Annotated in this window: 19 protein-coding genes; 6 read left to right on the top strand and 13 right to left on the bottom strand. The window is 61.9% G+C overall.

All coding sequences use genetic code 11. From position 1 onward, the window contains the following. The first annotated feature begins 18 nt into the window (after nucleotides 1-18). Nucleotides 19-1,566: a DHA2 family efflux MFS transporter permease subunit gene (locus tag QM647_RS03565; RefSeq protein ID WP_414994095.1), complete on the top strand. Its 1,548-nt coding sequence runs from the start codon at nucleotides 19-21 to the stop codon at nucleotides 1,564-1,566. A 276-nt stretch (nucleotides 1,567-1,842) separates the two neighbouring features. Next, nucleotides 1,843-2,406 carry an OmpA family protein gene (locus QM647_RS03570; RefSeq protein ID WP_414994096.1) on the top strand — a complete coding sequence of 188 codons (564 nt, stop codon included), beginning with the start codon at nucleotides 1,843-1,845 and terminating at the stop codon, nucleotides 2,404-2,406. A gap of 4 nt (nucleotides 2,407-2,410) precedes the next feature. On the opposite strand, the gene QM647_RS03575 is transcribed toward QM647_RS03570, so the two are convergent. Beyond that, nucleotides 2,411-2,797, bottom strand: a complete 387-nt coding sequence (locus QM647_RS03575) for a MerR family transcriptional regulator (RefSeq protein WP_414994097.1) — start codon at nucleotides 2,795-2,797, stop codon at nucleotides 2,411-2,413. 71 nt (nucleotides 2,798-2,868) lie between these two features. On the opposite strand from QM647_RS03575, the gene QM647_RS03580 reads away from it, so the two are divergent. Beyond that, a complete protein-coding gene (locus QM647_RS03580; protein ID WP_414994098.1) occupies nucleotides 2,869-3,612 on the top strand; it encodes a MauE/DoxX family redox-associated membrane protein in 744 nt (247 codons plus the stop codon). On the opposite strand, the gene QM647_RS03585 is transcribed toward QM647_RS03580, so the two are convergent. From QM647_RS03585 to QM647_RS03605, 5 genes are all read right to left on the bottom strand, one after another. Further along, nucleotides 3,602-3,970 carry a nuclear transport factor 2 family protein gene (locus tag QM647_RS03585; protein WP_414994099.1) on the bottom strand — a complete coding sequence of 123 codons (369 nt, stop codon included), beginning with the start codon at nucleotides 3,968-3,970 and terminating at the stop codon, nucleotides 3,602-3,604. The two genes, QM647_RS03580 and QM647_RS03585, sit on opposite strands and share 11 nt — an antisense overlap. Next, the gene (locus QM647_RS03590) at nucleotides 3,967-4,680 is read right to left on the bottom strand and encodes a lysophospholipid acyltransferase family protein (protein WP_414994560.1); all 714 of its coding nucleotides are present in this window, start codon (nucleotides 4,678-4,680) and stop codon (nucleotides 3,967-3,969) included. Before QM647_RS03590 ends, QM647_RS03585 begins: the two co-directional genes overlap by 4 nt. 8 nt (nucleotides 4,681-4,688) lie before the next feature. After that, entirely contained in the window at nucleotides 4,689-5,351 is a 663-nt protein-coding gene (locus tag QM647_RS03595) for a YdcF family protein (protein ID WP_414994100.1), read from the bottom strand. A 61-nt stretch (nucleotides 5,352-5,412) separates the two neighbouring features. Next, nucleotides 5,413-6,309: a cell division protein FtsX gene (locus QM647_RS03600; protein ID WP_414994101.1), complete on the bottom strand. Its 897-nt coding sequence runs from the start codon at nucleotides 6,307-6,309 to the stop codon at nucleotides 5,413-5,415. Further along, entirely contained in the window at nucleotides 6,306-7,076 is a 771-nt protein-coding gene (locus QM647_RS03605) for a cell division ATP-binding protein FtsE (protein ID WP_414994102.1), read from the bottom strand. Before QM647_RS03605 ends, QM647_RS03600 begins: the two co-directional genes overlap by 4 nt. A 118-nt stretch (nucleotides 7,077-7,194) precedes the next feature. Between QM647_RS03605 and QM647_RS03610 the strand changes: the two genes are divergently transcribed. After that, nucleotides 7,195-8,121 carry a zinc-ribbon domain-containing protein gene (locus tag QM647_RS03610; protein WP_414994103.1) on the top strand — a complete coding sequence of 309 codons (927 nt, stop codon included), beginning with the start codon at nucleotides 7,195-7,197 and terminating at the stop codon, nucleotides 8,119-8,121. Nucleotides 8,122-8,139: 18 nt separating this feature from the next. Continuing rightward, on the top strand, nucleotides 8,140-8,676 hold the full coding sequence (locus QM647_RS03615; RefSeq protein WP_414994104.1) for a phosphoribosyltransferase: 537 nt from the start codon (nucleotides 8,140-8,142) through the stop codon (nucleotides 8,674-8,676). A gap of 4 nt (nucleotides 8,677-8,680) precedes the next feature. Here QM647_RS03615 and QM647_RS03620 read toward each other — a convergent pair whose 3' ends face one another. Genes QM647_RS03620 through argH form a run of 4 tightly spaced genes read right to left on the bottom strand, consistent with a single transcriptional unit; the run spans nucleotide 8,681 to nucleotide 12,326 of the window. Then, nucleotides 8,681-9,214 (bottom strand): DUF4175 family protein, encoded by a 534-nt coding sequence (locus QM647_RS03620; protein WP_414994105.1) that lies wholly within the window; start codon nucleotides 9,212-9,214, stop codon nucleotides 8,681-8,683. 19 nt (nucleotides 9,215-9,233) lie between these two features. After that, nucleotides 9,234-10,550, bottom strand: a complete 1,317-nt coding sequence (gene lysA, locus QM647_RS03625) for a diaminopimelate decarboxylase (protein WP_414994106.1) — start codon at nucleotides 10,548-10,550, stop codon at nucleotides 9,234-9,236. A gap of 7 nt (nucleotides 10,551-10,557) precedes the next feature. Beyond that, the gene (locus QM647_RS03630; RefSeq protein ID WP_414994107.1) at nucleotides 10,558-10,902 is read right to left on the bottom strand and encodes a hypothetical protein; all 345 of its coding nucleotides are present in this window, start codon (nucleotides 10,900-10,902) and stop codon (nucleotides 10,558-10,560) included. Then, entirely contained in the window at nucleotides 10,899-12,326 is a 1,428-nt protein-coding gene (argH, locus tag QM647_RS03635) for an argininosuccinate lyase (protein ID WP_414994108.1), read from the bottom strand. Before argH ends, QM647_RS03630 begins: the two co-directional genes overlap by 4 nt. A gap of 142 nt (nucleotides 12,327-12,468) precedes the next feature. Between argH and QM647_RS03640 the strand changes: the two genes are divergently transcribed. Further along, the gene (locus QM647_RS03640) at nucleotides 12,469-13,104 is read left to right on the top strand and encodes a TlpA family protein disulfide reductase (RefSeq protein ID WP_414994109.1); all 636 of its coding nucleotides are present in this window, start codon (nucleotides 12,469-12,471) and stop codon (nucleotides 13,102-13,104) included. Nucleotides 13,105-13,117: 13 nt separating this feature from the next. On the opposite strand, the gene QM647_RS03645 is transcribed toward QM647_RS03640, so the two are convergent. Genes QM647_RS03645 through QM647_RS03655 form a run of 3 tightly spaced genes read right to left on the bottom strand, consistent with a single transcriptional unit; the run spans nucleotide 13,118 to nucleotide 15,626 of the window. Further along, entirely contained in the window at nucleotides 13,118-14,287 is a 1,170-nt protein-coding gene (locus QM647_RS03645; protein WP_414994110.1) for a DUF418 domain-containing protein, read from the bottom strand. Beyond that, complete coding sequence (locus tag QM647_RS03650) at nucleotides 14,284-14,745, bottom strand: hypothetical protein (protein ID WP_414994111.1); 462 nt, start codon at nucleotides 14,743-14,745, stop codon at nucleotides 14,284-14,286. The genes QM647_RS03645 and QM647_RS03650 overlap by 4 nt, the downstream gene beginning before the upstream one ends. Before the next feature lie 2 nt (nucleotides 14,746-14,747). After that, a complete protein-coding gene (locus QM647_RS03655; protein ID WP_414994112.1) occupies nucleotides 14,748-15,626 on the bottom strand; it encodes a 3-hydroxybutyryl-CoA dehydrogenase in 879 nt (292 codons plus the stop codon). Between the last annotated feature and the right edge of the window lie 51 nt (nucleotides 15,627-15,677).

Raw genomic sequence — 15,677 nt, forward strand, 5'->3', positions numbered from 1 at the left:
TTTCGCAAGGATTGGACCATGTCCAGCACCGCCGCTACCGACTCGACCTACAAAGAACCCGTCCCCCTTACCGGGCTTACGCTCTGGCTGTGCGGCATCCTGCTGGCCATGGCCAATTTCGCCGCCATCCTCGATGTCTCCATCGCCAACGTCTCCGTGCCCAATATCGCCGGGGCGCTCGGTGTCTCGACCTCACAGGGCACCTGGGTCATCACCTCCTACGCGGTGGCCGAGGCCATCGCCGTACCGCTGACCGGCTGGCTGGCCTCGCGCTTCGGCACGGTCCGTGTTTTTTCGACCTCGCTTATCGGCTTCGGCATCGCCTCACTGCTGTGCGGCCTGTCACCTTCGCTGGAACTGCTGGTCATGGCGCGCATCATGCAGGGCTTCTGCGGCGGGCCGCTGATGCCGCTGTCGCAAACCCTGCTGTTGACCATCTTCCCCAAGAAGATGCAGCCGGCCGCCATGGGCATCTGGGCCATCACGACCCTGGTCGCACCCGTTGCCGGCCCGATGCTCGGCGGCACCCTGTGCGACAATTTCGGCTGGGGTTCGATCTTCCTTGTCAACGTCCCTGTCGCCATCGGCGCCGGCTTCCTTGTCTGGCGCGTTTTGGCCAGCCAGGAGACCCGCACGACCAAGGCGCGCGTCGATACGGTAGGCCTGGGCCTGCTGATCCTGTGGGTCGGCGCGCTGCAGCTGATGCTCGATCTCGGCAAGGAAAACGAGTGGTTCGCCTCACCTTTCATCATCACCCTGGCCATCATCGCCGTGCTCGGGTTCATTTCCTTCCTGATCTGGGAACTCACCGATTCCAATCCGATCGTCGACCTGCGTGTCTTCCGCCACAGGGGCTTCTCCATCGGCATGGTCTGTATGGCACTGATGATCGGCTCCTTCTTCGCCATCAATGTTATCGGGCCACTATGGCTACAGAACAATCTCGGCTGGACCGCTTCCTGGGCCGGTAACGCCACCGGCATGGTGGGGGTGCTCGCTATCTTCGCCGCCCCGATCGCCGCGCAACTGGCCGTCCGCGTCGATCCGCGCCGCCTTATCTTCCTAGGCGTCGGCTGGCTGGCCATCATCACCTTCATCCGTGGCCTGTCCACCATGGAGATGAGCTTCGGCCAGATTGCCTTCCTGATCTTCCTGACCGGTGTCGGCATGCCCTTCTTCTTCATGCCCCTGCTCCAGATCACCATGGGCTCGGTCAAGCCGGCGGAAACCGCCAATGCCGCCGGTCTGCAAAACTTCATCCGCACCATGGCTGGCGCCATCGCCACCTCGTTCGTCACCACCATCTGGGAAAACAATGCCACCTCGAATCGCTCCCAGATCGTCAGCGGGCTGGATGGCGCCCAATCGATCCAGCTGCTGCAACAACATGGGGTACCCGAAAGCGCCGCGACGGGCCTGCTGGACCAGCTGGTAAGCGGTCAGGCCCTGATGCTCTCGACCAACGAGATCTTCATGGGCGCCGCCTGCCTGTTCCTGATCTGCGCCCTGCTCGTCTGGACCGTGCCACGTCCCAAGGGCGCGGTGGATATGAGCAACGTCCACTAGGTCTCCTCGGGCTGCCCCTGCCAAATGCCAGAGCATTTGGAGGTTTTAAAACAGATTTCACGGCCGGCATCCCTCACCCCCCAACCGGCCCTGAAACGGCGGAGCGGTCCCCTAAACCGCTCCGCCTCTTTTTTACGCAAAGTGGGCAATCGCCTACCGGAAAGGGTTAAATCCCTTATCGTTCCCTTATTAAATGACCTTTTTTCTGTCGCGTTTTGCCGTTTATAGAAAATGTACCGGCTGGCTGAGGGGCCAATTACAACCGACAGGTTTTTCATGACACACTATAAATCCATTGCGCTCCTGGCGGCCCTGCCTCTTATGATCGCCGTTTCGGGCTGCGCCAGCCATAAATATGTCGACGACAAGATCACGGTCGTGAACGGCCGCCTCGACCAGCATGACGCTCACCTCACCCAGCTCGACCAGACCACCCAGGAAGCGCTCGACCGCGCCACGGCTGCCGGCAAGCTGGCCGAAGGCAAGTTCGTCTATTCGGTCGTCCTGAGCGACGACTCGGCGAAATTCGACATCGACAAGGCCGTCCTCTCCGAAGACACCAAGGGCAAGCTGACCCAGCTCGCCGATCAGCTCAAGAACGACAACAAGAACGTCTATCTCGAAATCCAGGGCTATACCGACGCCACGGGTACGGACGACATCAACTATCGCCTCGGCCAGGCCCGCGCCGACAGCGTCCGCCGCTACCTGAACCAGCAGGGCGTGGCACTGAACCGCATGTCGTCGATCTCCTACGGCTCGGAACAGCCGGTGGCGCCGAACAACACCCGCGAAGGCCGCGCTGCCAACCGCCGCGTCGTCGTGGTGGTCCTGTCGTAGATACCTACTGATCGAAGGCCGTGAGGATCGGGCACGGCCCGGTCAGATGCGTCTCGCAGTCACGCGCGAGGCGGCGCAGGGATTTCCGCGCCGCCTCCAATCCGGCAATCTGCGCATCCAGCGCCGCAATCCGCTCCCTGGCCAGAAGACGCGCCCGCGCCCGATCTTCACCGGCGTCGAGCGCCAGCAATTCACCGATCTGCTCCAGTGTAAATCCCGCGCTCTGCGCTGAACGGATAAAGCGCAGACGGCGAATATCCGCTTCCTCATAATGCCTTGTGCCGCCGGCGCGATCGGGAATACCGAGCAGGCCGCGCCGCTGATAATAGCGCACCGTCTCCACGCCTACGCCGCCCGCCTGGGCCAGACCCGAAATCGTCGTGTATTTCATCGCTTGACTCCGTACCATGGTACGGAATGTATAAGCACCGCAGTCTGAAAACACAAACGAGATTGCCCGCCATGTCCGCACCTGACAAAACCGCCACGCTCTACCGAATGGTGATGGAAAAGCACACCTGCCCCTACGGCCTGAAGGCGAAGGACCTGTTGCAGCGCCGGGGCTACAGGGTCGATGACCACTGGCTGAAAACGCGTGACGAGACCGACGCCTTCAAGGCCGAACACACTGTCAAAACCACGCCGCAGATATTCATCGATAACGAACGGATCGGTGGCTATGACGATCTGCGGCGCTGGTTTGGCCAGACCGTCCGAGATCCCAAGACACCCACCTATCAGCCGGTGATTGCCGTCTTCGCCGTTACGGCCCTGTTGGCGCTGGCGGTCAGTTACGCGGCTCTCGGCACCCCCTTTACGCTGCGTGCCGCCGAATGGTTCATCAGTTTCAGCATGGTGGTGCTGGCCATACTGAAACTGCAAAATGTCGAGACCTTCTCGACCATGTTCCTGAATTATGACCTGCTGGCCAAACGCTGGGTGCGTTACGGCTATATCTATCCGTTCGCCGAAGCCGGCGCCGGCCTTTTAATGGCCGCGCACGCCCTCAACTGGCTGTCCATTCCGCTGGCGCTCTTCATCGGCCTTATCGGCGCCGTGTCCGTTTTCAAGGCCGTCTATATCGACAAACGCGAACTGAAATGCGCCTGCGTCGGCGGCGACAGTCATGTACCGCTGGGCTTCGTCTCCCTGACGGAAAACCTGATGATGGTCGCCATGGCCATCTGGATGCTGATCATGAATTAGGCCGAAGTCTGGGCGCCCCCATCATGAACCAGGCGCGCAGGATCAGCCCATCCTCGACCTCATAGATACCGACCACATCGACCTGCCCCACACCTTCGGGGAAGTTGCGCGTCACCAGTTCGGTATCGATCACCCGGTTGCCCATGACAGTGCGGCTGAGCAGGCGGGCCTGCAGGTCACGTTCCTGAAACCGCACCACATGGCGCTCGCGAATCTCGGTGTGGCCACTGGCCAGCGGAATATCCGGATGAGCAAAGACCTCCGCATCCTCGGCCCAGCACGACATAAAGGTCTCGATGTCTTTGGCATTATAGGCATCGAGCTGCTTGCGGACGATGGCTTCGGCTTCGAGGCTCACCGGTTTTCCTCAACCAGTCGCGCCGTGGCGGTTTCCAGCTTTTCCTTCATCTGCACCATCAACTCAGCCCGCTTCAGGCCGGCCGGCAGCGGCGGCAGGAATTCGAACACCACCGTACCCGGTGTGCGGTCGATACCGTGACCGGGCCAGAACTGGCCGCTGTTGGTGGCCAGCAGGTGGCACGGCACTTCCAGATCGCGATAGAGCGCCGCCACGCCCGGCTTGTAATCGGGATCGTCACCGATATCCGAACGCGTACCCTCGGGAAAGATAAGGATCTGGCGGCCTTCGCTCAGACGCGCCCGGCAGGCGGTCACCATGGCCTTCAGCGCCTTAGCGGCATCTTCGCGGCGGATGGCGACCATCTTGGTTTTCAGTGCGTACCACCCCAGGAAGGGCAGGTAGATCAGCGACCGCTTGAGCACATAGGCCGGCTGTTTCAGCACGACGAAAGGCGCGATGGTGTCGAGCATGCTCAGATGCTTGCCGGCGATCAAGGCTGCCCCATCCGGCCGGTGCTCCAGCCCGCGAAACTCGACCTTCACGCCCACGATCCAGCGGGCGCCGAAAAGAACGGCTCTGGCCCACCAGCGGATCACCGCCATGGCAACGGGCACCGCAAACAGAAGAAGTGGCGAGCACAGGATGCCGAAAAGAGCCATCGAACCATAGAGCCACAGCATAAAAAGCAGTGACCGCACGCGGGTAATCAGAAATGTCACGAAGCCGAACTCACGGATAAATCATCTTCACTGCCAGCTTTCGGCGCGGGCGTATTACCCTTGTCGCCGAACTTGCGCGAAATACTGAGGATCGCATCGCGCCCCATGATGGCGAGGTACTTGCAGTATTCGACCACGATAATGCGCTGGCCCTTGCGTGATTTCCACCAGTCGCGCGCATCGAGTTCCGGCGTCGCGACCGGATAGGGCACCAGGGTGGCGCCCGGCATGTCAGCCTTCAGCTCCAACAGCGAACGCGGCATGTGATAATCGGAGGTCACCACAATCAGGGTGTAGAAGTCATGGCCACGCGCCCAGTCGGCGATCTCGTGGGCATTGCCGACCGTGTTTTCGGCCTGATAACCGAGATCGACGCAGCAATCGAACAGACGCTTGGAGCCCTCGGTCACGCTGCGCAGTTCGGAGCGCTTGACTTCGCGGTTAACACCGGAAATGAACAGGCGCGCGCCCTTGCGGCGTTCGAGCAGTTGCATGCCTTCCTTCAGCCGCAGGTCGGATGCGCCGGTCAGCACGACAATGGCGTCTGCCGTCTCAGAGGGCTCGGTGGCGGGGGTCGAATCGATTACCCGGTCGGCGAAGGCGAACAGGCCGGCCGTCCACAGCAGGATAATCACCAGAAGGGCGATCAGGGTGCGCATATGCTTGAAAATGACAGCCTCCCCCTTTCAAACTCGCCAGGCGGGTCTGGCTTCCCCGCGATCAATCATGCTTCGCCAGCAGGCGCAAGGTCACCATACGCGCGGTCATGGCGCCAATCAACGCCACCAGGAACGGGCACGGTATTAATATTAACAGGTCCGACCACGAAAAGGGAAGGGCTATGGCAAAGCTTTGTGAGGAACCTGTGACTTTTATGAGCGCCATAGCGGCCGCGGCGATACCCGCGCCGAGCAGGCCCGATTCGAAGGTCATGCGGGCAAAGCGCCACTGGAACCGCTCGGCGATGAACAGGTCACTGGCGCCGCAGAGGGACAGCACATCGACGATATCGGCCCGCGCGGTCAGGTTGGCGCGCGTGGCGAAGCCGACCACGGCCCCGGTCGCCGAAAAGATAATGAAGAAAATACTGAGCGAAATCAGCCTGATGGTCAGGGCACTCTGCTCCACATCCTTCAGCCAGGTCGAGTGATCGTCGATACTGGCATCGATATCGGCGGCCAGAAGCGCATTGCTCAATGACTGCGCGCTGGCCGGATGCTCCGGATCGAGCGTTACCTCGACGAGATTGGGGATCGGCAGGTCATCGATAACGACATCGCCGAGCCAGGGCTTGATCAGGGCCTTGGCCTTTTCCGGCTCCAAGGCCGTCACCTGCCCTACCCCCTTGACCCCGGCCAGCACCTCCGCCGCCTTGGCCGCGGCCACCGAACCGCTTTCCAGTCCGGTCGGACGCACCTGGACGGTCACCTCGCCACGCAGGTCGCGTGACCAGCCGTGCGCGGCGCGGTCCGAGGCCATGACCACCATGGCCGCCATGCAGGCCAGGAAGCACAGGACGCCGATGACATAGTGCAAGGCCACCTCGCGCTGGTCCTGCTGCGGCAGCAGACGGCCGGCTTTTAGCGTTCCCAGTCTGGCGACAATCGGGCCGATCATGCGGTGCCTTTCGTCAGGTCGCGCTTGAATATCTGGCCATGGCGCAGCTCCAGCACCGGCATGCCCGAGGCCTTGACCAGCCCCTCATCGTGGGTGGCGATCAGCACCGTGGCCCCCAGCCGGTTCAGCTCGATAAACAGGCGCATGATACGCAGGCCCATGGCATAGTCGATATTGCCGGTCGGCTCATCGGCCAGGATCAGGGTCGGACGCGTCACCACGGCGCGGGCAATGGCCAGGCGTTGTTTCTCCCCGCCGGAAAGCACGTTCGGCATGGCTTCGAGGCGGTTTTTCAGCCCCACCCAGTTCAGCAGTTCGCTGACATCCTCCTGGTATTCGCGGAAATGGGCGCCATGCACAAACAGGGGCAGGGCTGCATTGTCAAAGACGTTGAGATGCTCCAGCAGTCGGAAATCCTGGAAGATGATGCCTAAGCGCCGGCGCATGCCGGCGATCTGCAAGCGATCGTGCGGCCGCACGGTCTCGCCGAACAGCTCGATCGTGCCCATGGTCGGTTTCTGCGCCAGATAGATCATCTTGAGCAGCGAGGTCTTGCCGGAACCGGAAGGGCCGGTCAGGAAATGAAACGAGCCCGCTGGCAGCTCGAAATTGAGATGCTTAAGGATCAGATCGTCTTCGTTAATGCCCTGCGAAAGCGCCCGGGGCATGCCCAGGTCATAGCCCAGCGACACATCGTGAAAGGCCACGACGGCATCGCTCTCCGCTTCGGGCGGACGGTCATCTGGGGTGGCGGACGCAATGGGCATATAACGGACGAGAGAGCGCTGGCTTGATCAGTTGTTAAGACTTTTGAGGACATAAGGTTAAGAACCCGTATGTGGTTAACGGGTATGTACTGATTCGGTGCCTACGATTTAACTGAACATGATCCTGAGCTGTCCCAATTGCGCGACGAAATACACGCTCAACGACTCCCAGCTCGGTGAGCGTGGGCGCACCGTTCGCTGCGCGGCCTGCAAGACCACCTGGCACGCCGAGCGCCCGGAAAAGCCGGCCGAAAAGCCCATCGATCTGTCATTCAGCGACGTCAAGAAGACCGAGAAGGAAACGGTCGAGGATCTGCACAAGGTCAAGGCCAAGAAACTGCCGCTGAAATACCGCGCCATCCTTGAAGACAAGAAGCGTATGAAGGCCCTCGCCGCGCAGGGCCTCGTCTGGAGCGGCATGGCCGGCGCCTTCGCCGTGGTACTGGCGCTCGGCTTTTTCCTGCGCGTCGACATCGTCCGCGCCTTTCCACGCGTGGCCGGCGCCTATGCCATGGTCGGCCTGCCGGTCAACTGGAGCCACATGGAGCTGAGCAACCAGACGGCGGCCTCGGGCTTCAAGAATGGCCGCTTCATCGTCACCATCCAGACCCAGGTGAAGAACCTCAGCGACAAGCCGGTGCCGGTGCCGCCGGTGCGCGTGCGCCTGTTCGACGCCAGCCAACAGGAATTCACCTCCGTCCTCAAGACCCCGAACGGCCTCGTCGTACCGCCGAAGGCCACCCGCACCCTGACCTTCGATGTCGATGACCCGAAGAACCTGACCAGCTCGCTAGACCTCAAATTCGACCTGGTAGCCATGAAGGACCTGAAGAATGTCGGCGCGCGCTTGCGCACCGGTTCAGGCGCCGAGCATGACGCCGGTGAACACGAGGCCCAGGCCGAACCTTCACATGAAGAGGCAGCTCACGGACCTGCTGAACCCGAAGCTGCGCCAGCCCATGCCGAAGCGACTCCCGAGGCCCCCTCAGAGACGACTTCCGGCCATACGGAACCCGCTACCGAATCCCACGGCGCCGCCCACTAGTATCAAGAGTATTTCCGCATGACCGATGCCCTGCCTGCCGTTTTGCTGCGCGAAGAAGAGGTTCAGGGCCGGGTCACCGCCCTCGCCAATCTGCTGATCGACTACGTCCAGCCGGACTGCGTCGGGATCTGCCTCCTGACTGGCGGCCTCTGGTTCGCCGCGGATCTGACACGCGCGCTCAACCGCGCCGGCCGGGATATCGCTTTCGACGCCCTTTGGCTATCCTCCTATGCCGATGGCCGCGACAGCGGCGCCATGCTGATCCGCGCGCCGCTGCAGCGCTCGGTCGCCGGCCGGCAGGTGCTGATCATGGACGATGTGCTCGATACCGGCGCCTCACTAAAGATCGCCTGCGAAATCGCCCTGGAAGCCGGCGCCACTCAGGTGCTAACCGCTGTCTTTGCCCGCAAGCCCGATCCGCTGAAGGACGGCCAGGTGCGTGAAATGGAAGCCGACTTCACCGCCTGGGAAGCACCGGCGCGCTATCTGGTCGGTTACGGACTGGATGACGGTGGCAAGTACCGGGCCCTGCCCTATATCGGGGCGATGGATTAGATATTTACCTGAGGCTCAGGCTGGCAAAGGTCTGCACAGGATTGCTCAGCGGCATGAATGCGCTGGCCACCTGCGTAACCGGCACGGGCCCCAGGATCAGGAAGCCCAGTATCGCCGCCGATAACGCCACATAACGCAGGGCGAACGGGTCAGAGGCCGCAATGCCTGCTTTGGCCTTGCCGACCTTCAGAACAGGTTGCTGTTTTTCATGACGCATGGCCAGCAGGCGTTCCGGCTTCAGGCCGTTATCCAGTGCCAGGCGCGTATTGACCTCGGTAAAGCTCGGCATGCGGAAACGCAGCACCATGCGCACCGCCGCCACGGCGCTTATGATCAACCCGACCGTCAGCACAGCGATATGAGCGACCTTTGGCAACAGGGCGAACAGGCCCCATTGCCCCGCCACCGCTATAAGCAGGGCCAGCAGCACGAAGGGAAACAGCGAGGGCAAAACCAGGCGCTCCCAGATCATCGTCGCTTTAGTGAAGAAAAGCCCGCGATTGAGCGGTGCGAACGGTGATTTGTTGCTTGGCTGCATAGGCCCCCCTATTCTGAAACTAAGCTGACTTGACCTTCGGCGCCGGCGACAACCAGCCCGGCAGGGGCTCGCGCGCCATCATTTCCTCATAGCTCGGTCGAGGACGCACGATAGACCAATCGCCGTCACGCACCAACACCTCCGGCGCGAGTGGCCGCGAATTATATTCGCTTCCCATTACCGCGCCATAGGCTCCGGCGCTCATGAAGGAGACGAGATCGCCCGCCTGCATCACCGGCATTTCACGACCGCGCGTGAAGGTATCGCCCGTCTCGCAGATCGGCCCCACGACATCATAGGTGGCCGTCTCGTTGCCGGGACGCGCCACCGGGCGGATATCGTGGAAGGCATCGTAAAGCGCCGGACGGATCAGGTCATTCATCGCCGCATCGATCACCAGGAACTGCTGGCCGGAATCGGCGCGCTCATGCACATGCACCACCTTGGAGATCAGCACACCGGCATTGGCGGCGATCAGACGGCCCGGTTCGAAGGTATAGCGCACCCCGAGATTGCCGGCGGCCAGCGCCGCCATCTCGGCATAGTCGGCCACGCTGGCCGGTTCTTTCTGGTTGAAATAGGGCACGCCCAGCCCGCCGCCAAGGTCGAGGCGTTCGACCGCCAGGCCTTCGGCGCGCAGCTGTTCCACCCAGCCGCGCATCTTGGTGAAGGCTTCCTGCAGCGGCTTGAGATCGAGGATCTGGCTGCCGATATGGCAGGCAATGCCCATGGGGGCCAGGTTCGGATGACCGGCCGCACCGGCATAGAGGCTTAAAGCCTCCGCCGCCGAGATGCCGAACTTGTCCTTGGCCCCGCCGGTGGTGATCTTTTCATGCCCGCCGGCGCCGACCCCCGGATTGATGCGGATGACGAAGGGCGCCACCATGTCCAGTTCCGCTGCCACGCGCGCCAGACGCTCCAGTTCGGGACGCGACTCGACATTGAGCTGATAGATGCCAGCCTTCAGGGCAAACGCCATTTCCGCATCGGTCTTGCCGACGCCGGAAAAGACGATACGGTCGGCGGGAATACCAGCCTTCAGGGCCTTGCGAATCTCACCTTCGGACACCGTATCGGCGCCACAGCCCTGTGCCGCCAGCGTGGCCAGCACGCCGAGATTGGAATTGGCCTTGGTGGCATAGGCGATCAGCGGCGCCTCGCCCTTCGGGCTCAGCAGTTCCGGCTTGGACGACAGGGCATCGGCAAAGACGTTATAATGCCGTTCCAGTGTCGCCGAGGAATAGACATAGAGCGGTGTGCCGACGGCTTCCGCCAGTTCCCGCAAGGCAACCCGTTCGCAGTAAAGCTCGCCGTCCTGGTATTCGAAATGATTCATCTAATTCTTAATGAGAAGGCGGATTGTTGAAGCCGTTATTGCTGCCGTTGCCTTCCAGGGGCGCGTCCTGGATGGACTTGTTGACCGTGTAGGGGTTTTCAACGCTGTTCTGGCCATCGGCATCCGGCAGGGCCTTTTCGCTGGCGCGCGAGGTCGAGGAGTCGGTCGTGGTCGTCACGCCGCCATCCGAATTCTGCGAGGTTGACCACTGCGCCTTCGCCTTCTTGTTCATCATCGGCGGCGCACGATCCAGATCGCCCAGCTTGCCACAGGCCGAAAGCAGGGAGGCGCCAAGCAGAGCGGTGCCCAGGGCTGCGATGGTCAAAAGGCGGGCTTTAGAGGCGGTCATCATGAACGGAGTTCCTTCCAGCGCTGGATTTGAATGCGGACCTGATCGGGCGCCGTGCCACCGTAGCTTTGACGGCTGGCGCAGCTGGCCTCAGGCGTTAAGACCTTATACACATCATCGGTAATCCTGGCTTCCAGATTTTGCAGATCGGCCAGGCTTAGTTGCGCCAAATCCACACCCTTCGTCTCGGCCAGCTTGACCGCGGCGCCGGTAATATGGTGCGCGTCACGGAACGGGATGCCCAGGTTGCGCACCAGCCAGTCGGCCAGGTCGGTGGCGGTCGAGAAGCCCGCGCCGGCGGCGGCGGCCATCTTCGCGATATTGGCTTCGAGATCAAGCACCATGCCAGTCATGGCGCGCAAGGCGAGATCGAGGGCATCGAAGGCCTCGAAAACCGGCGGCTTGTCTTCCTGCATATCCTTGGAATAGGCCAATGGCAGGCCCTTCATCACCGTGGTCAGCGCGATCAGCGCGCCATTGATGCGGCCGGTCTTGGCGCGCACCAGTTCGGCGGCATCGGGATTGCGCTTTTGCGGCATGATCGAGGAGCCCGTCGAGAAGGAGTCCGAAAGCCGGATGAAACCGAAGTAAGGTGTCGTCCATATGACGATTTCTTCAGCCAGACGCGACAAATGACCCGCGCAGATTGCAGCGTGGCTTAAGGATTCCAAAGCGAAATCGCGATCCGACACGCCATCGAGCGAATTGCCGGTCGGGCGGTCGAAACCCAGCGCCTGCGCCGTCATGTGGCGGTCGATCGGGAAGGGCGAACCGGCCAGCGCCGCCGAACCTAACGGATTCTCGTTCATGCGGGCGCGAGCATCGACAAAGCGCGAACGGTCCCTGCCGAACATCTCGACATAGGCCATCAGGTGATGGCCGAAGGTGACCGGCTGCGCCGGCTGGAGGTGGGTGAAGCCCGGCATCAGAGCGTCGGCATAGTCTTCCGCCCGCTTGAGCAGGGCGCCTTGCAGATCATAAAGCTGCTGGATGGTGAGATCGACCTGATCGCGCACCCACAGGCGGAAATCGGTCGCCACCTGGTCGTTGCGCGAGCGGGCGGTATGCAGGCGGCCGGCCGTGGCGCCGATCAGTTCGCGCAGGCGCGCCTCGACATTCATGTGAATGTCCTCGAACTCGGCGCGGAAGGGGAAGGTGCCGGCTTCGATCTCGGCCGTTATGGTTTCCAGCCCGTTCAGGATGATTTGGGAGTCTTCCGAACTTATGATACCTTGTTTCGCCAGCATGGCGCAGTGAGCCTTGGACCCCGCAAGGTCTTGCTGCCAAAGGCGTTTATCGACATCGATGGAGACATTGATGGCTTGCATAATCTCATCGGGTCGGGCAGTAAAACGACCGCCCCACATCTTTTGCCCTTCTTGAGGGGCCTGCGCGTTCGGGGCATTTTGGGCGGATGGATCGGTCATGACGGAACCCAGGTTAAATGAGGACAAGGACAGGCCCTCAACGGAATCTGATATTCAGGGCCAACCTGTGGCCCCGGCGGTCATGCCTATAGCGGAGGACGCTGCGGAACCCAAGGCCGGAGATACGTCAAAGTCACGAAAAATGAAGCGCCCGCCAATTGCGGTGATCGCCGTGGTGGCCATCGTCCTGGTCGCGCTCGCGGGTTTCATTGGCTGGCGCCTGCTGGCGACCACCGGAAAACCCGATCTGCCGCCGGAAGTGGCGGCCAATAATGCCCCGGCCGCCGCTCCGGCCAAGGGACCGCTGGCTGTCTACGCCAAGGGAGCTCTGGCCAAGCTGGTGACGTCCGAAACGCCCGTCACCATCGAGGACATTTCCTTTATCGACCGCGACCAGAAACCGGTGAAGCTGAGCGATTTCAAGGGCCAGGTGGTGGTGCTGAACGTCTGGGCGACATGGTGCGCGCCGTGCCGCTTCGAGATGCCGACCCTGGCCAAACTGCAGGAACACTATGCCGGCAAAGGCGTGAAGGTGCTGCCGCTCAGCGTCGATACCGAGGACAAATTCGCCGATGTGAAGTCCTTCATGGATGTCCAGCAGCCGCTGGAGGTCTATGCCGACCAGAATTTCCAGGCACCATCGAAATACAAGATTTCCGGCATGCCGGGCACCCTGATCATCGACAAGCAGGGCCGCCAGGTCGCCCGCCTCGATGGTGAGGCCAAGTGGGATACGCCGGAGGTCCAGGCCCTGCTGGACAAGCTGCTGGCTGAGTGATCAGCGCTGCCGCCTATTTCATGATCGGCATCCAGCGCGCGTAGGTCAGGCAACGCCAGCCCCATTCGAACGGGCCATAGCGGAACCACGCCATCCACAGGGTGCTGAAAACAAGCTGGCCGATCCAGATGGCCGCGACGATCGGCACCAGCGCGGCATGGTTCATTTCGCCAAACCACGCCGGCCCCCGGCCACCGTAGAACAGACCGGTCATGATCAGGGACTGCGTCAGGTAGTTGGTGAAGGCCATGCGTCCGGCGCAGGCCAGGGGATGGAGCAGCACAGCGCCCATAGACGTCCGTCCGACCAGCACCAGCCCACTGACATAGCCGAGCGCCACGGGCAGGCATAGCAGATCATTGGCCAGGGCATAGGGGCCGAAAATCTGAGGATAGGGAAAGCCGGCAGCCATGGTTATCCGTGCCTGCCAGCCGATCAGGAAAAGGCTCACCGCGCCGGCCGCTATCAGTCCCAGATAGGTGCGCGTACGGGCTTCACCACGCAGCAGGCCGGTCTTGAAAAGCCCCAGCCCGACCATCATCAGGCCAAGCGTCGTTGGCAGATAGCCCAGCACCTCCTGCACGATGGTCTCCGCCCAGACGGCGGCATTTTGCGCCATCGAAACCAGGAAGGGGCCACGCATGCGGCTGATCAGGGCGGCCAGATCACCGTGATCCGCCTGGACCGGTTCACCACTCAGGGCGGTCATTATATTGGGCGCCAGCAGAAAGACCGTGCCCATCACGAATAGGCCCAGCCCCCACAGCAGAAGCTTGCGCGCCGGGGTCTCCTGCCAGCGCCAAAAGACGAAGCCGGTCAGGGCGTAGGACAGGAGTATGTCGCCATGCCAGATCAACGCGCCATGGATGAGGCCGAAGACGACCAGCCAGGCCAGCCGGCGGAACAACGGTGTCCGGTAGGCCGGATCGGCCGGATTGCGGTCGCGCCCGACCAGCCAGACGCTTATCCCGAACAACAAGGTGAAGCAGGTGATGAACTTTTCCTTGAAGAAGGTCTCGATCACCCACCAGACGGCCAGGTCGTCATGGCTCAGGGGCAGGGACGACAGGTTCGGCTGGCTGTAGACCGCGAAGGGCTGCGCAAAGGCGATGGCATTGACCAGCAATATGCCCAATATGCTCAGGCCCCGCACATGGTCCAGCGTGCGGATGCGCGCGGTCATCCGGCGGCCGGATCGGGCTGCGGGTTGCGTTTCAGGGCGACGGCCTGCAACAGGATGGCCGAAGGCACGGCCAGGCAGAGATGGGTCAGGATCATCATCACGCTGAGCAGCGAGAAGGATTTCATCAGATTGGCGTCCAGCGGCATCCGGTCGAAGAAGGACAGCTTGATCAGGGCCACCACGCTGCCGAGCAGGGTCAGGAACAGGGCGTACATCAGGGCGCCCAGGGCGGCATGCAGACGCGAGGGCGGCGGACTGAGCTTCCAGGCTATCAGGGTGCAGACCATCCAGAAGACGGCCAGAGACACCTGGCGCTGGGTTTCGCCCGCGGCATCGGCATCGCCCCACAGGGCGCGGGCCACGAACCAGCACAGGGCGTGCAGGCACAGGGCCGCGATGGCTGAAATGAACATCCAGCGGATTTCCGGCTGGCGATAGCTGAGCCCCGGCCTGGACATAACTAGCGAGTCGGGACCGGCTTTTCGCCGCGATAATCGTAGAAGCCGCGCCCGGCCTTGCGGCCGTACCAGCCGGCCTCGACATATTTGATCAGCAGCGGGCACGGCCGGTATTTGCTATCCGACAGGCCGTCATAAAGCACGTTCATGATGGCGAGAACGGTATCGAGACCGATGAAATCGGCCAGTTCGAGCGGCCCCATAGGATGGTTGGTGCCCAGCTTCATGCCGGTGTCGATGGCCTCGACCGTGCCGACGCCTTCATAGAGGGTGTAGATCGCCTCGTTGATCATCGGGATCAGGATGCGATTGACGATAAAGGCCGGGAAATCCTCCGATACGGTCGTCGTCTTGCCGAGCGAATGGGCAAAGGCCAGGCCGGTCTCGAAGGTGTCGGCCTCGGTGGCGATGCCGCGGATGATTTCGACCAGTTTCATCACCGGCACCGGGTTCATGAAGTGCAGGCCGATGAACTTGCCGGGCCGATCTGTGGCGGCGGCAAGACGGGTGATCGAGATCGACGAGGTGTTGGAGGCCAGCAGGGCTTCCGGCTTCAGGTGCTCGCACACCGATTTGAAGATGGCGTTCTTGACCTCTTCCTTTTCGGTGGCGGCCTCGATCACCAGATCGCAATCCTTGAGTTCCGAAATGGCGGCCGCCGGGATCAGCTTCGAGAGCGCATCCGTGGCCTGCTCAGCCGTGATGGCTTCCTTCTCGACCAGGCGGTTCAGGCCTTTCTCGATCCGGGCCAGCGCGGCCTTCACGGCATCGGCGGAGGCATCGAACAGCAGGACATCGTAACCTGACTGCGCGCAGACCTGGGCGATCCCCGCCCCCATCTGGCCTGCACCGATAATACCTACAGTCCTGATCGTGGTCATGCGGTTCGCCCTACGTAAATTCGACTCTGGTTATGGAAATAGAATGCGCCC

The organism is Asticcacaulis sp. (assembly GCF_047605585.1).
Taxonomy (GTDB): domain Bacteria; phylum Pseudomonadota; class Alphaproteobacteria; order Caulobacterales; family Caulobacteraceae; genus Asticcacaulis.